At 45.7% G+C, this 19,543-nt stretch carries 16 protein-coding genes; 5 read left to right on the forward strand and 11 right to left on the reverse strand.

Translation table 11 applies throughout. The features are described from left to right. Positions 1–49 precede the first annotated feature (49 nt). Together D104_RS30420 and D104_RS30425 are read right to left on the reverse strand one after the other, a co-directional pair. Positions 50–958, reverse strand: a complete 909-nt coding sequence (locus D104_RS30420) for a hypothetical protein (RefSeq protein WP_024024433.1) — start codon at positions 956–958, stop codon at positions 50–52. A gap of 483 nt (positions 959–1,441) precedes the next feature. Beyond that, positions 1,442–2,692, reverse strand: a complete 1,251-nt coding sequence (locus tag D104_RS30425) for a DEAD/DEAH box helicase (RefSeq protein ID WP_024024434.1) — start codon at positions 2,690–2,692, stop codon at positions 1,442–1,444. Positions 2,693–2,916: 224 nt separating this feature from the next. On the opposite strand from D104_RS30425, the gene D104_RS30430 reads away from it, so the two are divergent. Continuing rightward, the gene (locus D104_RS30430; RefSeq protein WP_024024435.1) at positions 2,917–4,590 is read left to right on the forward strand and encodes a GGDEF domain-containing protein; all 1,674 of its coding nucleotides are present in this window, start codon (positions 2,917–2,919) and stop codon (positions 4,588–4,590) included. A gap of 59 nt (positions 4,591–4,649) precedes the next feature. Here the strand turns inward: D104_RS30430 and sdhD are convergent, their stop codons facing one another. Further along, entirely contained in the window at positions 4,650–4,988 is a 339-nt protein-coding gene (sdhD, locus tag D104_RS30435) for a succinate dehydrogenase, hydrophobic membrane anchor protein (RefSeq protein ID WP_235075928.1), read from the reverse strand. Next, a complete protein-coding gene (gene sdhC, locus D104_RS30440; RefSeq protein WP_024024437.1) occupies positions 4,988–5,368 on the reverse strand; it encodes a succinate dehydrogenase, cytochrome b556 subunit in 381 nt (126 codons plus the stop codon). Before sdhC ends, sdhD begins: the two co-directional genes overlap by 1 nt. Before the next feature lie 123 nt (positions 5,369–5,491). Between sdhC and D104_RS30445 the strand changes: the two genes are divergently transcribed. After that, a complete protein-coding gene (locus D104_RS30445; protein ID WP_024024438.1) occupies positions 5,492–6,094 on the forward strand; it encodes a GNAT family N-acetyltransferase in 603 nt (200 codons plus the stop codon). Here the strand turns inward: D104_RS30445 and D104_RS30450 are convergent. Continuing rightward, the gene (locus tag D104_RS30450) at positions 6,064–6,537 is read right to left on the reverse strand and encodes a hypothetical protein (RefSeq protein ID WP_024024439.1); all 474 of its coding nucleotides are present in this window, start codon (positions 6,535–6,537) and stop codon (positions 6,064–6,066) included. The genes D104_RS30445 and D104_RS30450 overlap by 31 nt on opposite strands. Before the next feature lie 3 nt (positions 6,538–6,540). Beyond that, positions 6,541–7,161, reverse strand: a complete 621-nt coding sequence (locus D104_RS30455) for a phosphoadenosine phosphosulfate reductase domain-containing protein (RefSeq protein ID WP_024024440.1) — start codon at positions 7,159–7,161, stop codon at positions 6,541–6,543. 857 nt (positions 7,162–8,018) lie between these two features. Here D104_RS30455 and D104_RS30460 point away from each other — a divergent pair. Further along, positions 8,019–8,981: a carbohydrate porin gene (locus tag D104_RS30460; protein ID WP_024024441.1), complete on the forward strand. Its 963-nt coding sequence runs from the start codon at positions 8,019–8,021 to the stop codon at positions 8,979–8,981. A gap of 82 nt (positions 8,982–9,063) precedes the next feature. Here the strand turns inward: D104_RS30460 and D104_RS30465 are convergent, their stop codons facing one another. From D104_RS30465 to gss, 4 genes are all read right to left on the reverse strand, one after another. Continuing rightward, entirely contained in the window at positions 9,064–10,467 is a 1,404-nt protein-coding gene (locus D104_RS30465; RefSeq protein WP_024024442.1) for an MFS transporter, read from the reverse strand. 76 nt (positions 10,468–10,543) lie between these two features. Continuing rightward, positions 10,544–12,964 (reverse strand): glycoside hydrolase family 3 C-terminal domain-containing protein, encoded by a 2,421-nt coding sequence (locus D104_RS30470; protein WP_024024443.1) that lies wholly within the window; start codon positions 12,962–12,964, stop codon positions 10,544–10,546. A gap of 22 nt (positions 12,965–12,986) precedes the next feature. Continuing rightward, complete coding sequence (locus tag D104_RS30475) at positions 12,987–13,622, reverse strand: TetR/AcrR family transcriptional regulator (protein ID WP_235075929.1); 636 nt, start codon at positions 13,620–13,622, stop codon at positions 12,987–12,989. 204 nt (positions 13,623–13,826) lie between these two features. Beyond that, positions 13,827–15,728 carry a bifunctional glutathionylspermidine amidase/synthase gene (gene gss / locus D104_RS30480; protein ID WP_024024445.1) on the reverse strand — a complete coding sequence of 634 codons (1,902 nt, stop codon included), beginning with the start codon at positions 15,726–15,728 and terminating at the stop codon, positions 13,827–13,829. A 244-nt stretch (positions 15,729–15,972) separates the two neighbouring features. Between gss and D104_RS30485 the strand changes: the two genes are divergently transcribed. Together D104_RS30485 and D104_RS30490 are read left to right on the forward strand one after the other, a co-directional pair. Further along, positions 15,973–17,049, forward strand: a complete 1,077-nt coding sequence (locus D104_RS30485) for an alkene reductase (RefSeq protein ID WP_024024446.1) — start codon at positions 15,973–15,975, stop codon at positions 17,047–17,049. 162 nt (positions 17,050–17,211) lie between these two features. Next, positions 17,212–18,369 (forward strand): methionine aminotransferase, encoded by a 1,158-nt coding sequence (locus D104_RS30490; protein WP_024024447.1) that lies wholly within the window; start codon positions 17,212–17,214, stop codon positions 18,367–18,369. Between the two features lie 64 nt (positions 18,370–18,433). On the opposite strand, the gene D104_RS30495 is transcribed toward D104_RS30490, so the two are convergent. Further along, entirely contained in the window at positions 18,434–19,435 is a 1,002-nt protein-coding gene (locus D104_RS30495) for a carboxylesterase family protein (protein ID WP_024024448.1), read from the reverse strand. Between the last annotated feature and the right edge of the window lie 108 nt (positions 19,436–19,543).

Here is a 19,543-nt window from a genome sequence, read left to right on the forward strand (position 1 = left end):
ACTTTATTACTGGTGAGGCGAAATCGTTTTTACCCTTTATTAAGTAAGGCTATTCATTGAAATCACGTTTCTTATATTCATTTCTAACTAGATACTCAACCATATCATTGATTTTCATACCCTTTTCCTCTGCCAGTGCATTTAGTTTTTGCTTTGTATTTAGCGTCATGCTGATGCTATAGGGCTTTTTTCCGCTCGACTTTTCACGAAATTTTTTCTGGCTCCATGCCTTTTTCATTTTATCAATAACGAGCGCTTTGCGGTCTACGTTATCAGATAAATCGATAGTAGCAATAACCGCTGCTTTTTTTTCTGTCTCGTTAGTGGGTGTCCAGGCGAGATCCAGCGGTCTTTGAATGATGTTTTGTAAATACGACCAGGCCCAATGCCATTGAGCAGGGTTGTTCTCTTCTACCCAATTAATCACGCTGATGCCCGTCACAATGGATTGCCATTTGTCTTTGAGTTGATCGAGTATCTCTTCTTGTTGCTGTGCGTCAGCTTCGCCACCGAAAAAGGCATTCAATACGTCAACGTACCTTTCAGCTGCCGTTTCTCTTTCGGTACTAAACGCTTTTTCAGAGAGTAATTCTAAAAGATTTGTTGTGATGGTCTTCTGATCTGCGTCTGTATCGTTGTTTTTTGTTTTTTCTTTTAAATAACACCAGGCCCAATTACACAAACGTTCGTCTTTTTTATCGATCCAGCGAAAATATTGAGACGGAAGCTGCGTAGATTTGAACGCAGACCGCATTTGAGATGAAAAATTATGCGGCGCACGATTTTTTTTAATCAAACTCTCTAATTCTTCATTTAATTTTTTCACGCGTTCGATCTGTGTATCGCCACGCAAGTTTTTAAGGGATGCCCCTCTAATATTCTTCAGTAAATATTCTGTGTAAAAAGCACATTCTCGCTCTGATGTTGCGTCAAGAAATTCAGCATTGCTTTTCATCATATAAATTACCTTTTCCATACGAATATCGAAAAAAACTATTAAAAACTACGGCGTAGTATGTTCCGTAAACCTTACGTGTATTTGTGTAAGTTGACAATAACTTTGCAGTTGATTTATTGATTTTTTAAAGGCTTTCAATCGATTTTTTGCTTTTAAAACGCTTAAAAGTGATTTTTGATGAATGGGCGATTTGAATAAGAAATAAGGGAAATAACGAGAATCGATGTTGAGCATGGATTTATTCAACCTATGCTCTTTTCATAAATTAGAGATGTGAATAACGTGAGAGGCGTTAACGTGTTTTTGATGAATTGAAAGCGTAGGGAAAAGTTTTTGGTTTTAGATAAAACTAAAAAAAATAATGAAATGAATCACTTAGGTTGATGTAAAAAAACAGTAATAGCGGAGAAGTTCGAGAAGGCGGGACTAAACGGTTGTGAATTTTTTATTCGCAACCGCTCGTATTGAATCGTAATAAATGGTTTATCGACGGCGTTTCTTAGGCTTTCTGTCATTTGTTGAGGATAAACCGAGCGCTTTTGCTCTTAGTGCTTTTTTTGAGGGCTCGCGTTTTTTGTTTGGGCTGTCGATTTTATTTAAATCGGGTTCGAATCCTGGTAACCATTGAGGAACGAATTGCTCGCCCACTAGTTTTTCAATATCCGCCAGTAAGTAGCGTTCTTTTTCACTGACTAAAGAAATAGCGAGACCCGCGGCGCCAGCTCGGCCAGTTCTGCCGATTCGGTGAATGTAATCTTCGGCATTATATGGCAGCTCATGATTCACTACGTACTGTAATTGTTCTATATCGATACCGCGTGCCGCGACATCGGTTGCGACGAGCGCTCTGACTTTGCCCGCTTTAAAATCGGTTAAAACACGGTCGCGAGCACCTTGGGATTTATCACCATGAATGGCTTGTGTCGCAACGCCGTCTTTTTGCATTTCTTTTGCAAGTTCATCCGCCCCTTGTTTTGTGCGGGTAAATATCAACACTTGCTGCCAATTTTTGGAGCCAATCAAATAAGACAGAAGCGAACTCTTACGGTCTTGATCAACCGCATAAATCATCTGCTCTACTTGTGTTGCAGTGGTGTTTCGGTTGTCGACTTCGATGAGCTTAGGGTCTTTTAACAAGGTTTTGCTAAGCGCAAAAATGTCGTCATTGAACGTAGCGGAAAAGAAGAGTGTTTGGCGTGATTCAGGGAGTTTTCGCAGAATCCTTTGAATATCAATGATAAAGCCCATATCTAACATGCGGTCGGCTTCATCGAGCACCAAGGTTTTCAAATTCCCCAAATTAACAAGATTCTTCATAACCAATTCAAGCAGGCGACCTGGTGTAGCGACTAATACATCACAGCCTTTTCTGAGTGCATCAAGCTGCACATTGATACTCGCTCCGCCGTAGGCAACAACAGATTGGATCGGAAGGTTTGCGCTGTATTTTACAAAGCTTGCATGAACTTGCTGTGCAAGTTCTCGGGTTGGCGTTAGTACCAAAACTTGGATGTTTTGGTAGCTACTGGTGCTTTTCGATTGCAGTATTTTCTGCAGCAGAGGCAAGGCAAACGCCGCGGTTTTACCGGTACCTGTTTGTGCTCCTGCCATGACATCTTTGTTTGCTAGTACGGTTGGAATGGCCGCTTTTTGGATTGGTGTGGGAGTGGCATACCCTAAATCGTGTATGACGTCGGTGATTTCTTTAAGAAGTCCTAAAGAGGAAAAACTCATGGGGATCTCGCTAATAGTAAAAGGCGCTGAATAATGGCGTTAGTGTAGCATTGCGTAAAAGCAGGCGGCGCTGTTTTTTACTGTTGCCGGATTATTTGATTGATTCTGTTACGAATTAAGACATGTTAAGCAATGCGGTCATCTTAAGCACAAGATAGAATAAGATAGTATTAAGGATATTCACGTCTTTTATTATTGGTTTAACTGTATGGAACGGAACAAGAATGGCTATTAAGTCGCGCTTTTTAATATCGACCACACTTATTTTATTGCTAACGTGCTTTTTTTCTTGGTTATCTATGCGCGTATTGGCAGAAGATATTATTGGCAGTTGGGTTGAGCGTTATGCTGAAAAGCAAGTTCGATACGATAAGGTTCGAACCTTATTGCCACTTATTCAAGAGGTAAACCTCTCAAAGGAATTTGCAAACCTTAATGCATTGACGTTATGGGCAAAAAATCCACATGATGACAATTTAAAAGCACAAGCGCTTCAAGAGACCGAAAAATTTCGACCTCGATTTTCTGATGGCTCTTATTTTATCGCCTTAAAGGGAAACGACCGTTATTACTACAGTGATGGCGAAAAGCCGATAAACAGTGACTATTACCGATATACACTCGACGCGTCAAAAAATTCAGATGCGTGGTTTTATGGCATCATGGAGAAGAATTTAGACCTTCATTTAAACGTGAATCCAGATGTTGAATTGGGCGTGGTTAAGCTCTGGAGTGATGTGTTAATTCGAGAAGGCGATGAGGTTCTGGGCGTGGTAGGAACCGGTTTGGATTTATCTACTTTTTTGAATCAAATGGTTGAAAAACAAGACATTTATTCTGCGATATTGTTTACGAGCCCTGAAGGATCCATTCAGCTTTATCAGAATGAAGCTTTAATTAGTTTCTCTTCATTAACCAATGAATCCAATAATCAAAAATGCATATTCAAACTTCTGGATGACGAGGCGTCCCATGCTTTATTGAAATCCACGTATGCATTGGCGAAAGAAAGCCCGAATCATGTCGAAACAGCCGTGGTTAAAAAAGACGGTGTGCGTCAGTTGGCGAGTGTGATTTACATACCTGAAATTGATTGGTTCCAAGTTAATTTCATAGACATCAATAACTTCCTTCCATTTACTGAATTCTCAGGCCTGTTGATTGTTTTCGCAATCAGCTTGGTTTTTGCCCTGCTGATTGTCTATTTACTATTGGCGGTGATTGTGACCAAGCCAATCGCAGAGTTGGAGTCATCAATACGTGCGTTGGGTGAAAATCAATATAAAGCACCAAAATTGAGCCGTTTTGCAGGGCCAGAAATTAAGCGATTAGTGGCGCATTATCGCAACATATCCAAAACCCTTTTAAGTTATCAGCAAGAATTGGAAGAAAAAGTGGCGACGCGGACGGCAGAGTTAAGTCGTCTTTCTAAGCGTGATCCATTGACAGAATTGTATAACCGCCGAGGGTTTGAAATGCACATGGCGGATTATATGCAAAAGTGGGAATCCGCGCGTACGCCGTTTGGGCTTATCAATGTGGACGTTGATCGTTTTAAATCGATCAATGATCAATATGGTCACGGTGCGGGCGATCTAGTACTGCAACGAATTGCTGACTATTTGATAGAGATTGTTGGGGAGAATGGAGAGGTGTCACGTTGGGGAGGCGATGAATTTTTAATATTGGTGAAGCAAGCGGATGTGGCCTCTTTGGCTTTGATTTCTAAGCAATTGTTAGGTAAGTCCAACCCTCTGATAGTCGATATTAAGAGTCAGAATGTCACCATTCAATTCAGTGTGGGCAGTGCGCTAGTTCAAGAAGAGGACACCCTTGCAGATATATTGCATCGTGCAGACAAGGCCATGTACGCGGTGAAGTTTGCTGGTCGTGACTAGATAAAACAGAATAAAAAAACGCGTTTACCATCACAGTAAACGCGTTCAGCGTTGTTAAATTACATCCACCAAAGAATGTACAAACCAAACGCCGCGTAAGCCACACTTCCTAGTTTAACCACCGCCATATAAAGCGTATTGATTCCCTTAGGTTTAATGTAATCGGTGCCGATTTGCCAGCCCGCTAATACTGAGTTTAAACACACCATTAACAAGGTGACGCTGGAATAAATTTTGAACCACATAGGAGCAAATAGGTTTTGCCAATCCGCAAATGTTGCGGTGTCCACGTTCAGTACTAACCCAATAATCACCACACCCCAAAGGCAAATGGCAAGGTTAGTTATGCGTTGAAAGACCCACTCTCGAGTCCCGCTACGTGTATTTCCTAATGACATTATGCCCATACCCAAACCCCCGAAATGACACAAAAACAACCCGCAACAACAAGAACCGCGATGGCAATGTTTTTGCCTGATTCCAGCTCTTCGAAATGCCCAAAATCTTGGATGATGTGTTTAAGCGTGGCGCAAAAGTAATAACCGAATGCGGACAATAATCCCCATACCATAAACTGCCCAATGGCGTTTTGGTCAAAAAACGCAAGCACGCTTGTGAAGCAATCGGCAGATGCGAGTGAAAAATACAGTGCCGGCAAAAAGACGGCCATGCTGACCCATAAAATGACAGCAGACACCCGATGTAATATGGATGCAATGGCTGTTATCGGCAGCTTGATCGTGTTGATATCAAGATTAACCGGTCGCTCTTTATTCATACTCTTCTCCAAAAGCGGTATTAAAGGTGCTATTTTAGTGTAAATGAGAGTCATTAACACGAAATAAATAGGTCGCCAACGTGATTGAGACTGGCGCTGTGGACAATTGTTACGGAGAACCTAATGTCTTGTCAAAGTGTACAGGTAATTCATGGTGTTTCAGAGCTTTTACAAGAAAGTGCGTTCACCTTGTATTTGGCTGAATTCAAGCGCCATGAAGCGGCGTTGTTTATCACCGAAGCGCAATTGATTCGTTTGCTTAAGGTCTCGTTGGATTGGCGTTTTGTCTTTGTCGCGGTGGAAGGCGATAAGGTGATTGGATTGGCTGGATACCAATCTAAATCTGGCTCTTTCACTGGCGCCGCCACGCCTTTTCAGCTGATGAAGTGTCTTGGTGTTCGCACTTTTTTTTCGCTGAGTCGTTCTCCTATGGCGGGTTATCGTAAAGCACAATGCCAAGAGTTGTTGCACGATGGTTTGATCGTGTCGGAAGGCTATCGTCGACAAGGCGTCGCGGCACAATTATTAAGTGCGTTGGGTGAGTATGCAGAAAACCAAGGGTTTATGAAAATGCGATTGGATGTTGAAGGCCAAAATATGGGCGCCATCGCGCTGTATCAAAAAATGGGTTATCAAGCGTGCCAAAAGAAAGCCAATGGGCATTGGGTTTATCGTCGCCACTTTGACACTAGGAATCAATGGGAAGGAATGAGCTCGGAGCAATAACGTTCCCAACAGTCTTGGCATTGCTCAACCACCTTTTGTGATGTCACCGCGGCTTCTTTTTGTGCCAGTTGGTAACATAAGCGTGCTATCTCGGCGTACGCGGTAAGGGCACAGGAACGAAGGTCTCGAGGAAGATGACTGCTGACAATTCGATCCAATTTGTGAGCGGTGAGTGCAAGGTAGTGTCGCTCGTCGTTATCATTGGGCGGTGGGCAAAAATCAAAACAATTCAGACACGCATTCACGCTTAATCGCAGGGTTTCAGTCGTCACGTCATGGCGTGACAGTAGCCGAAAGCTGAGTTCAAACGCTTGCAGGTAAAGCTCGCTCGTTGCGCTTTCTTGGCCTTGCATAAAGGCACTGTGTGCCTTCAGGTTCGTAAGGTCATACTCATTGATCAGCGCGCGAGCATCAATCTGTGACGTTTGCGTCAGCAGTCCCATTTCTTATAGCTTCGTATGAAGGCCGCATTCGCGGTTTTCTAACGCTTTCGTCGGATCAAAATAACGGCTGACATTTGGCAAATCAAATTTCTCTAAATACGCGAGCATGTCTGCTTCTTTCCAATGCAACAAGGGGGCGACTTTGATGGCACCATTTGGCCCATTTCCAAACACATCCATTGACTGACGGAACTCTGTTTGCTCGCTGCGAACCGCCGTAAACCAGACGTCTGGGCGCTGCTCTTTCATGGCTCTGGAAAACGGCTCTAACTTAAACTGTTCGGTGAACTCGGCGTGACCTTCGTCTTCAAAGTGAGGAATGCCGCCTAATGCCGCATCACGACGTGCAGCGCTGACTTTAGGTGTGTACACCTCGATGTTGAGGTTCAGTGCGGCAATCAATTGTTCGGCGATTTTGTACGTATCTGGTGTGTTGTAGCCAGAGTCGATCCACACAATTGGCATATCCGGCTTTACTTGCGTGACCATGTGCAAAATAACCGCTTCATATGGGCCAAAATTCGTTGTCGTTAATGGTTTATCAGACTGAGCAATGCCCCATTTTATGATGTCTAGCGGTTCCGCATTTTGCAGCGCTTGATTGGCTTCTTGAATGTCTATCATGATCGACTCTCTGCTCTTTATTCATGGGATAGGCAGAGATGGTAAGGCGAGGCTCACATAAATGTAAATGAGATTCGTTTATAATATTTCGCACTTTTCTTATGTTCAATTCCTCTCAAAGAGATCGCTTTCGTATGGTCAGGCATGACAAGCCATACAGAACCACAATGAAAGCCGAAAAGAACGTGGGATCGATTCCCCAGTAAACGCTAATAGGTCGGATCATAAATAAGCTGAAAGCGACAGGCAACAATAATAGAAACATGCGGCTGATGCTGATCGTGAGCGTAAACCCCGCCTCACAATGAGGGCAAGCTTGAGAGTGGCGAAAGCTTTTTGTAAGGCTTGAGAAAGGCAAGGTTGTTTCGCAATGTGGACATTTCATAGAGCAGACCTAAGGGTTTTTATTATTGATGCGCGACAGTCTGCATGAGTCTTTTGCTGGGTACAAGCGCCTTGGAATGAGGGGGTAGAAACGGTGTTTTTCTTGTCTGTTAATGTATGTCTTTTTTGGCATGAATGTTTCTGATTTTGGGCGAGATGGATTAATGCAAAAAAGCGTCGAGGCCATCTATTTTGTGTAATTAAATAACTAAAAAATAGAATCGAATAAACATGCGTTCTTGTTTTTTACTTATTATTTGATTGCGATAAATCCCGACAAAAAATTAATTCATAATTATCAATCACTTAAGTGGTGTTATTTTTGTACTTGTGAATTAAGTAAAAAATAAGAACAAAACGGCACTCCATTTCGTTGTAATAAAATCACCTAAATGTATCATTAATTCCGAAAACAAATGTTTTTGACAAGCTCTATCTATTATAAAAACAACATACATTTAGGTCTGATAATCATGAAAAAATCTATTTTATATACTGCTATTGTAGGCAGTCTCTTGTCTGTTAATGCCGCCCATGCAGCACCTTCTTTCGATGCCGATTTCGAGTTGAACACAGATACTTTTTCTGAAGCGGAAGGGGATACCACTTACGAACAGAGAGGTCGTGTCGCGATTAATGCGTACAGCAAACACACATCGGGAGATAACTTCGTTGCAGGAAAAGGAACAGTGCTGCTGACGACGGGTGGTAAGGCTGTTGTGGATGACGCATACATTCAATTGGGTAATTCTGCTTGGGATGTGCAGCTTGGTCGTTTTGAAGGGGTGAACTTATTCCCTCTAGGCAAAGACACTATGGTGGCACACGTTAAAGATGTGTCGGTTTATCAAGCGAATAAAGTACGTGGCCGCGCGGGTGATGATGGGGGTCAAATCGCGCTGCATTTTAATGCGACCGAAAACGTAAAATTCGAAATTGATACTATTTTTGGTGATGATGATACAGCGGGTGATGATACGGCCGCTATCTCAGGCATTCGTCCTTCGGTCACCGTAGTGACTGACACTGCGACTTTCACGGCCGGTTTTGAAAGCGTGAAATACGACTTAACCGCGGGTGGTGATGTGAGTCAATCTGGCTACGCATTAACGGCAAACTTTGATGTATCAGACGCAAACGTCAATGTTTCTGCGGCTTTTATGACGGACGATAATACCGATCAGAAAGTCTCTTCTTTGGCAGCGAACATGACGTATGGCAACTTTGGTTTGGGTATTATTGGGTCCAATGTGGATAACAAAACCGGTGATGATCCTTCTTTGGTAACCACTTACGTTGCGTACACTATGCCGGTGCTCGATATCGACAATGCATCGGTTACGTTGGCGGCTTCCTACTCAACCGCAGATAACGTGGCAGCAAATGCAAACGATGCCACTACCGCAGCACGAGTTCGATTTAACTATAACTTCTAATGTTTAGTTAAAGGTAAGAGCAATACCGCTGGTTACTCCCTTTTCTAACGGTATTGCTTTTCTTCCCTGCGTATTCATCGGATTATTTAGCGATGACCGATGTCGAATTTAATGTGTTTTTTGTGCCAGAAGAGCGTACCTCAGAGGATATACTGCTTTGATTTAGGTTGGCGAGCAGTGAATCGGTGATTTTATACCCCAATAAGAAAATCACTAAACCAATGGCCGCGCCAATAGCATGACCCAAGTTCAATACATCCCACATACCATCAATCACTTGCTGAGGTTGCTGGATTACCACACCCCCAGTCGATTGAACAAAGCCCACCAAGGCAAGATAGCCCATGGCCACTGCACCACCAACGGCGGTTGTGGCTTTATTTGAGAAGGTTTGTGTCGCAAAAGCGATGGCCTCAAGACGTTGCCCGCATGTCTTATAATTGTACTCAATGCAGTCTGCGATCAAAATATTGGGCATAATCAAAGTCACGCCAAGTGCAACTGCTTTCAACATATTCAGGGCAATAAAGATTTCTAAACTCTGATAACCCACGAGCCAAGTGATCAATGACAGCACGCATAATATGATGGTTGCGCCAGCAAACGTGGCAATTTTCCCAACATACTTAATGCTAATCGGCACCAAAGGTGACGCGAGCATGGCGGGGCCAATAATAGAAAACAACAGTAAACTGGTGAGTGCCGAATCATTAAAGACATCTCGTGCAATAAAGGGCATCAGGGTGAACGCAAAGTTTGCACCACCAATAAACACATAAGACACAAGGAAAAGTAAGAGATATTTGTTGCCACTGACCGCGACGAGAATTTGCCTTAAGCTCGGAACGGCTTGGTCCACCACGTGGCGTTCTTTCACGCCGCGAATCGTCATCATCAACACCATCGCAATGACCGACATAATAATGGCGGACATCATCCATCGGCCACCCAATTTATCGACTAACATTGGCGCGCCAACCATCGCAATGATCATGCCGGCAAAACCACCAAAACGGACATAGGAATAAATGGTATTCCGCTCGCTTTTATTGATGGTCATGACGGTCCCCATGGCATAGGCGGGCGCATCTGAAATGGTGTAAAGCATGCCCCATAAAATATAGGTGATGCCAGCGTAGGCAATCCGCACACCCATGGGGAGTTGTGCAATTTGATCTCCGAAAGCGAAAATCAACACGGTTGCTAAGGGAACAGCCCACGTAATGGCGTTAATCCAAGGTTTGAATTTTCCTCCTTTAAAGCGGCTGCGCTCGATGAGAATTGACAGCATCGGATCGTTTATCGCATCCCACACCCGAGCCACGAGAAAGATTAACCCAACGGCGCCGGCGGAAAGCCCTAATACCGAGGTGTAATACATGCTTAAGAAAATGGTCACAAACATATAGATAATATTTTGACCGGTGAAAAACGTGTAATAGCTTAACCGCTCATGACGGCTTGTTTCATATTGTAATTTGGACATCCTGTACCTCATTATTTTTATTGTTTTGGCAAATAACCCACAAGACGAGGGTGTCGTCCTGTGGGTTTTCTAGGCATTACGCCATGTTATTTTCTTCGGACTGAGCACCATTTAATGTGCTTATAAGTTGTGCTATTTGTGCTTCGGAATATTGGTGAGCATTAAACACTGGCAAATTTCGAAGTGGCATATCAACGACCATAGCTTCTGCCATTAAACGGTCTGCTTCAGCGGCAGAGTCATTGGCATCGCCGCCCATCATCTCAGTAAACATGCCCAACATGGCGTCAAACAAAGGTTTACCCAGTTCGGTTTCGGCGATGTCACCCACGGTAGAGTTCATATGGTAAGGGCGCAGTGGCGTTGGCGGAGGAATGTCATAACCCAATAATGCGGTGAAGGCATCATCATGGAAGTCACGATCCGCTGGTTTGAAATACGCCTGTAACGCAGGATTGGGCGGTGTTAACGGGGTGTCTGTTTGCAGTGTAAACTCAGTAATGTATCGAATATCAGCCACCGATGCGCCAAGGTGCACGCGGTAATTGTCATTATCAGCCACCCATTTTTCTAACCCTGTATTCCAATAAGCAAACGAACGGTAGTGAAGCTCAAGCTCAATGTCTTTGCTTTCGCCTGCCTCAAGGAAGACTTTAGTAAAGGCTTTGAGCTCTTTTTCTGGACGAGGTTGAGACGGTGTTTTTTGGCCAACGTAACATTGCACGACGTCCGCACCAGCTCGGTCACCCGTGTTTGTTATGGTTACCGTAACCTTTAGCGTGTCGTTGTGGCTCAATGTTAGATTGTTGTCATGGAATGAATTGGCCGTTAAACGCACGTTTGAATAATCAAATGTGGTGTAAGACAAACCATGGCCGAATGGGAAAAGGGTCTTGGTTTTCGTGGTATCAAAATAACGATAACCAACCCAAATGGCTTCTCGATATTGCACTTGTTTTGTGGTGCCCGGAAAATAAGGCTGGCTGGGCACATCGTCTAGATGCAACGGAAAGGTTTCTGCTAATTTTCCGCTGGGATTGACTTGACCTGACAGTACTTTGGCAATAGCAGAGGCCCCGGCTTGGCCGCCCAAATAGGCTTCCAAAATCGCGGGAACGTGGTCAACAAATGGCAGTACAACGGGGGCGCCATTTTGCAGGACAACCACGGTTTTGTGCAGTTGGTTTTCTAATGCGGTGATCAAATCGAGTTGCACTTGTGGCAAATTTAAATGTGCACGATCAAACCCTTCTGACTCGTATTTTGGCGTCAGCCCAGCGAACAGAATCACGACGTCAGCGTGCTCTGCTAAAACGACGGCATTGGCTTGCGCCGCAGCGTCTTCGACATCGTCAAGATGATACCCTTCGGCGTAACTAACGTTGTCGGCACCGAAGATTTTTTTGATTTCGTCCAAGGGTTGTTCGAGCTTGAATGGATTGATTTTAGAGCTGCCGGCGCCTTGGTAACGGGTGCTGTTGGCCAGCGCGCCAATCACAGCGATTTTTTGTCCAGAAGCAACAGGCAACAGACCTTCGTTTTTGAGCAGTACGCAGGTTTCTTGAGCGATTTGTGCGGCCAGTTCATGGTGTTCGCTAAGGTCAACGTGCACTTTGTCGCTTTCTAATGAGGCTTGGGATTTCAGGATGAGCGTCAGCACGCGCGCGACGGATTTATCCAGTGTTTGCATAGATAGTTGACCACTCTCAACGGCGGCGATGATTTTCTTGGTATTGAGTTCACCCGAGCTTGGCATTTCCAAATGTTGACCATTTTTAATGCCTTCTACGCGATCGTTGTTCGCACCCCAATCGGTTACCACAATGCCTTCAAACCCCCAGTCATTGACTAGAATATCGTCCAAAAGTTGTTTGTGTTCTGCGGCGTACGTGCCATTCACCTTGTTGTAAGAACACATGACTGACCAAGGTTGCGTGGTGGTAACGGCTTTTTCAAAAGCGGGTAAATAGATTTCACGCAAGGTTCGTTGGTCCACAATGGCATCTACTGTCATGCGGCAATGTTCGTGATTGTTTACTGCATAGTGTTTTAGACTGGTGCCAACGCCTTGGCTTTGCACTCCCTTGATCCATGCTGTGGCGATATCGCCGGCGAGTAATGGGTCTTCCGAGAAATACTCGAAATTACGACCACCCAATGGATTTCGCTTAATATTGACGCCTGGGCCGAGTAACACCGAGACGTTCTCGGCGCGGCATTCTTTGCCAAGCGCGATGCCCATTTTCTCAATCAACTCGACATTCCAAGACGCCGCCAACCCCGACGCGGTTGGGAAACACGTGGCTTTCACCGCGGCATTTAAACCGACATGATCGCCTTCGCCCGCTTGCTTGCGTAAACCATGAGGACCATCTGTCACCATGATCGACGGTAAGTTTAAGCGCTCGATACCGTGCAGGTTCCAGAAGTCTTTTCCCGTACAGAGTCGGGCTTTTTCTTCTAGCGTAAGCGCGCTAAGAATGTCTTGAATTGTCATTGTTTTCATCCTTTATCAATGATTATTTTACGGGTTTCATTCCATCGATCAGCAGTTGTATCAGCACAGGTGTGAGTAATGGAATGGCGTCACTTTCAATTTCCATCAGGGCATTTTGACGAAGCAACATTCGTCGAAAAAAGGTCGGCACGGCGTTAAACAGCGTCACGGCTAGGTGTTCGGCAAGAAGGTCTGGGCGAATGCTGCCATCGCTTTGTCCTTGCAAGATAATGTTAATAAGGCGTTGGGTGATGTTGGTTGGCAGTACTTTGGTCAGTTCGTCACGAAATTCAGTGGGAATTCGGGCGCCGGCATAATAGCCATCGAACTCCGCGATAAATCGGTCATCTGCTTGGTATTTGATGTCTGCATACGCGTTGAGTAAAACGGAAACGCCTTCTCGAACGGTTGGGAATTGGTGCTTTTCTATGTCCTCCATAATACGATCATAGAGGCTGACTTTGCGCTTAAGCGTGACCACAAGAATAGCAAAACCTAAGTCGTATTTGTCTTGATAGTAGCGATAGAGCGTGTTTCGGCTCATGTCGATGGCGACCGCAATGTCTTTCATTTGCGTATCCGCAAAGCCATTGGCGATAAACAGGCCTTCCGCAATGCGGATGATTTTTTCCCGAGTCTCCTCGGTTTGATGGATCATTCTGGTTGTCATAATAAAATGTTACACGTGTTATATTTGTTTTTTTAAATCTAGATCGTGCCAGAATAGGAGTCAAGAAATAATCGTGGAATGTCGAAATGACAACGTGGAGAGGAAAGGAAAAGCGTGCAAAAAAAACGCCTTCTGAAGCAGAAGGCGAATGAAAAAATCGGTTGTTAAGCGAAAAAAGACAACCCTGAACGCTTAGGTTTTAGCGACTTGGGAATCGCTTTCTATCACGCGTAAGGTCATGAGGTCACTGTCTTTAGTGATGACCAGTGTTGGGTCAACGCGTAAGCAACTGCCAGCATAATGACCCGCGCCGGAAAAAGTACACACCTGTGAGCGATACCCTCCAATGTCGGGCAGTTTCCACAGCGCTTGGAATATTTGATCTTGATGAGCAAAACGGCCATCCGTTTCTTCCATCAAGGAATCTTTGCCATCGAATACGCTGATGTTAAAGCCACAGCGTCCTGCAATTGGTTTGCTCACATAACCATTGGTTTTGAGCGAGTCGCTGAGTTCAAAAGACGATTCCAACAAATAAGGATGATCCGGGAAAAGCATCCATAAAACAGGTAAAATCGCTTTATTGCTCGGAATAAGCGTCCAAAGTGGTTCATATACCATAACGTCTTTACGCAACAAAACATCCACTAAACGCGGCGCACTTTGGCGCGGCGCATCGGTTTGGTATTCCCGAAGACGTTGTTCATCGTCGTCACATTCGGCGCGAATTTGGTCTAAGGCGGTTTCCCATGCCCATGTTTTCCAGACCCAGCGAATTTTGACGCCATCGGCATCGACCACATCGCCGTCTTCGTCCCAGCGTAAGTTGGCAACGCCTTTGATCACCTTACAATTCAAACCGGCTTTTTCCATGGTTCGCTTCATAAAGAGTGCGTGGTAGCTTTCTTCTAAATCGGTGTCCTGCATGATGTGAATCACGCCTTTTACATCGCTGTTTTTCCACGCTTCGATCAGTTCTTCGACCAGTTCGGTGGCAGAACTTTCGCCTTCGTTGGCGCCGTAATGCTTGGCCCATTTTTCTTGTACGATGCCCGCTTCCATATAGCAGGACGCGGAATCGCAATTGTATTCATACACCTTGATGCCTTTGGACGATAAACTGAAGTCAAAGCGCCCCGTGATCATTTGGTTGCGGCGATTGTTCCAAGACTGGTGGATTTTTGGCCATAAAGCAGGCGGAATATTAAAACCAGACAAGAGTTCTTCGTTTTGTAAAACATAGTCTGTGGCGTGCATAAACAATGCGTGAAGTTCGTTCGTGGCGCGTTTTAATTCCCGTTCTGCCGTGTCGGTCATGACCATGTATTTATGGTCGTCTTCAATGCGGCTGGCGAGTTTGTGTCCGCCCATCATGGCGACAAACGCTTCTTCGGCAGGGTTGGCGACGTTTAACCACGCCCGAGCCGATTGATTTTTTTTGGGTGCATGGCGCAGCTGCATATTGAACAGTTCTGGGTCGTCTGGCTCGATGATTTCGGCGTGTTCGTCATTGTCGGTTTGAATGACCCAACCCAGTACCGACGCATCGCCATAAGAACAGCTTAACCAATAACCGCCGTCGTCGCTGATGCGAGCTTCCAGTTCACGGGAATAGTCTTGCCCTTCTGGCCAAACAAAATGGCCGACGTTTTGCTCGATCAAAAATAAGCGATCAGGCAGCACCTTGGTCACAATGGCCACGTGGCCGGTGATTTCGAATTCCCCACCTTCGTTCCAAATCAGCAGCGAGCCGACTTCAGGGTGGCGCAAAGAACCATTGCGAAAGGATTTTAATGGCAAGCGACTTTCGTCTGATATTTGGCGCGCCGATGTCAGGCGGAAAATATCGTACGCCATGGCGACGTCATCAAAAATGTAACCCTTGTTGATGTACAGCCAGCGACGAGCAAATTCCACGCATTGCCATTTGTAGCCCATGAAAATGCCATCCACGTAACTGCGATACGCATGACGATTAGGCAGTTCATTGTCATCGGCGGAATCGTAATCGGAAGAGTAAACAGGAACGTCACCTGGCGCCATGCCTAAGAAGGTGCCGAATGGAGCGATTGCTTTCGTGGAATCTGATGTCATCGTACTGAAATCCCTCACGCAGAATGCGCTTAATAGGGCCAAAGAAAAGACGAGAAGAATCGCGTCTTGATGCTCGCAATATAGTCCTTGCATGGGTGACCTGCAAGCGCTGAAAAAGGTATTTTATCGTAGTGTAATGTCGCGAAACTCAGTAAAGAAAGTGCAAGCGATTGTATTTTTCACAGACAGCCTTATGTAGAGACTATCCTTGAATTCAAGATTGAAACTTATACCGGAGTAAACAATGTCAAACGCAGAAAAAACGCTTTTCAGCCCTGTGAAAGTAGGCGATGTCGAGTTACCAAATCGTTTTGTTATGGCGCCACTAACACGCACCCGCGCACCGGGTCATTTACCGAATGCCTTGATGGCTGAATATTACTCTCAACGTGCCAGCACAGGGTTGTTGATCACGGAATGCACCATGGTCACAGAAGGCACGTCGTCTTTTGGTGATGATCCGGGCATTTATTCACAAGATCAAATTGAAGGCTGGAAACTCACGACAGACGCGGTTCATAAAGCCGATGGTCGTATCTTCATGCAAATTTGGCACGGTGGCCGAGCAGCGCATCCATTGTTGAATGGCGGTAAAGAGGCCGTGGCGCCGAGCGCGATTGCGATTGATGGCGAAACGCACACACCAGAAGGCAAAAAACCGTACACCGTGCCGCGTGCATTGACGGTCGACGAAATCAAAAGCATCGTTAACGACTTCCGCCAAGGCGCGATCAACGCCAAAGCGGCGGGCTTTGATGGCGTTGAAATTCATGGTGCGAATGGTTACTTGATTGACCAATTCCTACGTGACAGCGCGAACCAACGCACAGATGAATACGGCGGTTCTTTCGAAAACCGCTCACGTTTTCTATTTGAAGTGATTGACGCCGTAACCAGCGTATTTGGCAGCGGCCGCGTCGGCTTGCGCCTTTCTCCTTTAAACAGCTTCCAAAGCATGAAAGACAGCGACCCAATCGCGTGGACACGTTTCTTAGCGGAACAGTTAAACCGTTTCGATTTGGCATACGTTCATTTAATGCGCGCCGACTTTTTTGGCATTCAGCAAGCGGACGTGGTCAGCGTGGCTCGCGAAGCCTACCAAGGTCATTTGATGGTTAATATGGGTTACGGCCCAGAAGAAGCGAACCAAGTCATTGCCAACGGCCAAGCCGACAGCGTGGCATTTGGTACCGGTATTTTGGCGAATCCTGACTTTGTTGAGCGTGTGAAAAAAGGCGCCGAGTTGAACCAACCAAACTCCGACACTTTCTACACACCGGGCGCAGAAGGTTACACAGACTACCCCTTTATGACGGCGTAATCCTTCATAGAAACCCAACGATTTAAAAACGCCAAGGCCATTGCCTTGGCGTTTTTGTTTGTGAGTGACCGAATGATCAAAATGCCTCCCGAAGATCATTGACGGCTGAGGCTAAAGTCTTTTAACTTGGCGGTAATCATTTTTGTTTAGGGCAAACTTAACGTGACCATTGCTTCTCATGTTGTTTCAAAACTGCCGTCTGTCGGCACCACCATTTTTACTAAAATGTCGGCGTTGGCGGCGGAAAAAGGCGCGATTAATTTGTCGCAAGGTTTTCCCGATTTCCCACCCGATGCGAGACTACTGCAGCGCGCATCACAGGCGATTTTAACGGGCAACAATCAATATTCACCGATGACGGGGTTGCCAATATTACGCGACGCTGTCGCGAATTTGATCGAGCGCCATTATGACCGAACAGTCAGCGCATTGGATGAAATCACCATTACCAGTGGCGCGTCAGAAGCCATTTTTGATGCGATTACGGCGGTGGTACATCAGGACGATGAAGTGATCTTGTTTGATCCTGCCTACGACTTGTACGAACCCGCTGTCACCTTGGCGGGCGGTATCTGCAAGCGTGTGACCTTGATGGCACCAGACTTTCGCCCAGATTGGCACGCGTTTGAAGCCTTGCTAACAGACAAGACGCGCTTGGTGTTGATCAACACGCCGCACAACCCAACGGGAAGCTGTTGGTTGGCGGAAGATCTCGAATCTTTATGGCAAGCTATTGCGAGTCGTGACATTTATGTCTTGTCCGATGAAGTGTACGAATTTATTCACTATGGCGAATCTGCAGTCAGTGTTCACAAACACGCTGAGCTTGCGGCACGAAGTTTTGTTGTCTCGTCGTTTGGGAAAAGTTTTCATCTTACCGGCTGGAAAGTCGGTTACGTGGTGGCGCCTGTTGCATTAACCGCCGAGCTTCGCAAGGTGCATCAATTTGTGACTTTCTGCACGGCGACACCTCTACAGCAAGCGCTGGCGGAACACCTTCTTGAGCTGCCAGAGGAAAGCGCCCACTTGGCGACGTTTTATCGTCAAAAACGTGATGTGCTCAGAAAGGCGTTGGGCAATAGCCGTTTTACCTTGTTGCCTTGTGAAGGCACGTATTTCCAATTACTGGATTACAGCGACATAAGTGATTTGGACGACGTGGCATTTTGTGAATGGCTGGTGGATCACGTTGGCGTGGCGGCGATTCCCGTGAGTGTGTTTTATCAGCAGCCGCCTGAAAATCAGCGGGTGATTCGTCTGTGTTTTGCCAAAGAAGAAAGCACCTTGTTAGACGCGGCGCAGCGATTAAGCCAGCTTTAATACCCACCGGCCAACACGCTCGTTGTTGGCCGACCCTTTCTTCCCCCCACGTTTTATTGAGTCATTATTCTTTGTGCTGTTGAAAGAGCCAATGGCGCACCGCATCGATTTTATACGCGGCATCAAAGGTATACATGTGTTCACCCGCTGGCGAATCGGCTGTTGTGCCGGCGGGCAGTGTGGTGCCTTTTTCAAAGGTGACAAAGTTTAAACGATTCCCTTTTTCCACCAAGGCGTTGATGGCGCGGGTGAGTTGAGATTCATCCCAACGTGCATTCCATATGGCGGTGCTGATCGTCGTGCCTTGCTGGGTTAAGGCATCATAAAGCTCCGTTTGTCCTGCGGACGCTTTAGGGTCGCCTGCACTGACTAGATAAAAGAAGGTTTGATCTTTGAGTGCGCTGAGTTCGTTGATATCCCATTGGCCTGCGACAAACATTTGAGCCGCAAACAAATCGGGGTGCTTTGCGCTAAGCAACATCAATGTCATGGCGCCCATGGATTGGCCTGTCGCGTAAAGTCGATGTTGGTCAATGTTATATTGCTGACTCACATATTTTGTCATGCGAGCCGTCAGCTCAATATAGTCCGATGTTGTGTAGCTGCCGTGATCGTCCAAGATAACCGTTTGAAATTGCGGTACTAAGACAAAGCTTGGATTTTTCAGCTGGGAGGCAGCGGTGGCCCAAATCATACCGCCGTAACCTTGCACTAAAGGGGCCGTCACGTCTTTACCAACGACACTGGCGTCGGCAATAAACAACACCAGTGGTAAGGGGGTTTTGTCTATCGATTGTTTGGGGATGTAGAGATTGTAAGGAACGGAAAGCCCTGTTTGTTCGTCTTTATAAACGAATGACTGAAAAGCCGGTTTGACGTTCTTAATCATCGACTGCAATGGCTCATCTTGGCTTTTGTCCATCATTGGCATGGAAGGTGTTCCTCCATCAAGTGGTGACCGTTGACCGGCGTCTTTTTCGGCTTGTGGTGCGCTGCAAGCTGCGGTCAATAGCACCAATGGCAAAAGACTCATGCGTAACCAGTGTGTTTTTTTGAGAAAGGTCATTTTAGACTCCGTCATTCATAAAGAGGGTCAAGATACTAAGAGGGCGAATCAGTAAGCAATAAAAATGTAAATGATTTACATTCTATTTCGCTTTTTTTCCTCCGTGCT

The organism is Marinomonas profundimaris, from assembly GCF_000508165.1.
GTDB lineage: Bacteria > Pseudomonadota > Gammaproteobacteria > Pseudomonadales > Marinomonadaceae > Marinomonas > Marinomonas profundimaris.

Coding starts and splice junctions, on each gene's coding strand:
- D104_RS30420 (WP_024024433.1), bottom strand. CDS start 958: ATGATGAAAAGCAATGCTGAATTTCTTGACGCAACATCAGAGCGAGAA.
- D104_RS30425 (WP_024024434.1), bottom strand. CDS start 2,692: ATGAGTTTTTCCTCTTTAGGACTTCTTAAAGAAATCACCGACGTCATA.
- D104_RS30430 (WP_024024435.1), top strand. CDS start 2,917: ATGGCTATTAAGTCGCGCTTTTTAATATCGACCACACTTATTTTATTG.
- sdhD (WP_235075928.1), bottom strand. CDS start 4,988: ATGTCATTAGGAAATACACGTAGCGGGACTCGAGAGTGGGTCTTTCAA.
- sdhC (WP_024024437.1), bottom strand. CDS start 5,368: ATGAATAAAGAGCGACCGGTTAATCTTGATATCAACACGATCAAGCTG.
- D104_RS30445 (WP_024024438.1), top strand. CDS start 5,492: ATGTCTTGTCAAAGTGTACAGGTAATTCATGGTGTTTCAGAGCTTTTA.
- D104_RS30450 (WP_024024439.1), bottom strand. CDS start 6,537: ATGGGACTGCTGACGCAAACGTCACAGATTGATGCTCGCGCGCTGATC.
- D104_RS30455 (WP_024024440.1), bottom strand. CDS start 7,161: ATGATAGACATTCAAGAAGCCAATCAAGCGCTGCAAAATGCGGAACCG.
- D104_RS30460 (WP_024024441.1), top strand. CDS start 8,019: ATGAAAAAATCTATTTTATATACTGCTATTGTAGGCAGTCTCTTGTCT.
- D104_RS30465 (WP_024024442.1), bottom strand. CDS start 10,467: ATGTCCAAATTACAATATGAAACAAGCCGTCATGAGCGGTTAAGCTAT.
- D104_RS30470 (WP_024024443.1), bottom strand. CDS start 12,964: ATGACAATTCAAGACATTCTTAGCGCGCTTACGCTAGAAGAAAAAGCC.
- D104_RS30475 (WP_235075929.1), bottom strand. CDS start 13,622: ATGATCCATCAAACCGAGGAGACTCGGGAAAAAATCATCCGCATTGCG.
- gss (WP_024024445.1), bottom strand. CDS start 15,728: ATGACATCAGATTCCACGAAAGCAATCGCTCCATTCGGCACCTTCTTA.
- D104_RS30485 (WP_024024446.1), top strand. CDS start 15,973: ATGTCAAACGCAGAAAAAACGCTTTTCAGCCCTGTGAAAGTAGGCGAT.
- D104_RS30495 (WP_024024448.1), bottom strand. CDS start 19,435: ATGACCTTTCTCAAAAAAACACACTGGTTACGCATGAGTCTTTTGCCA.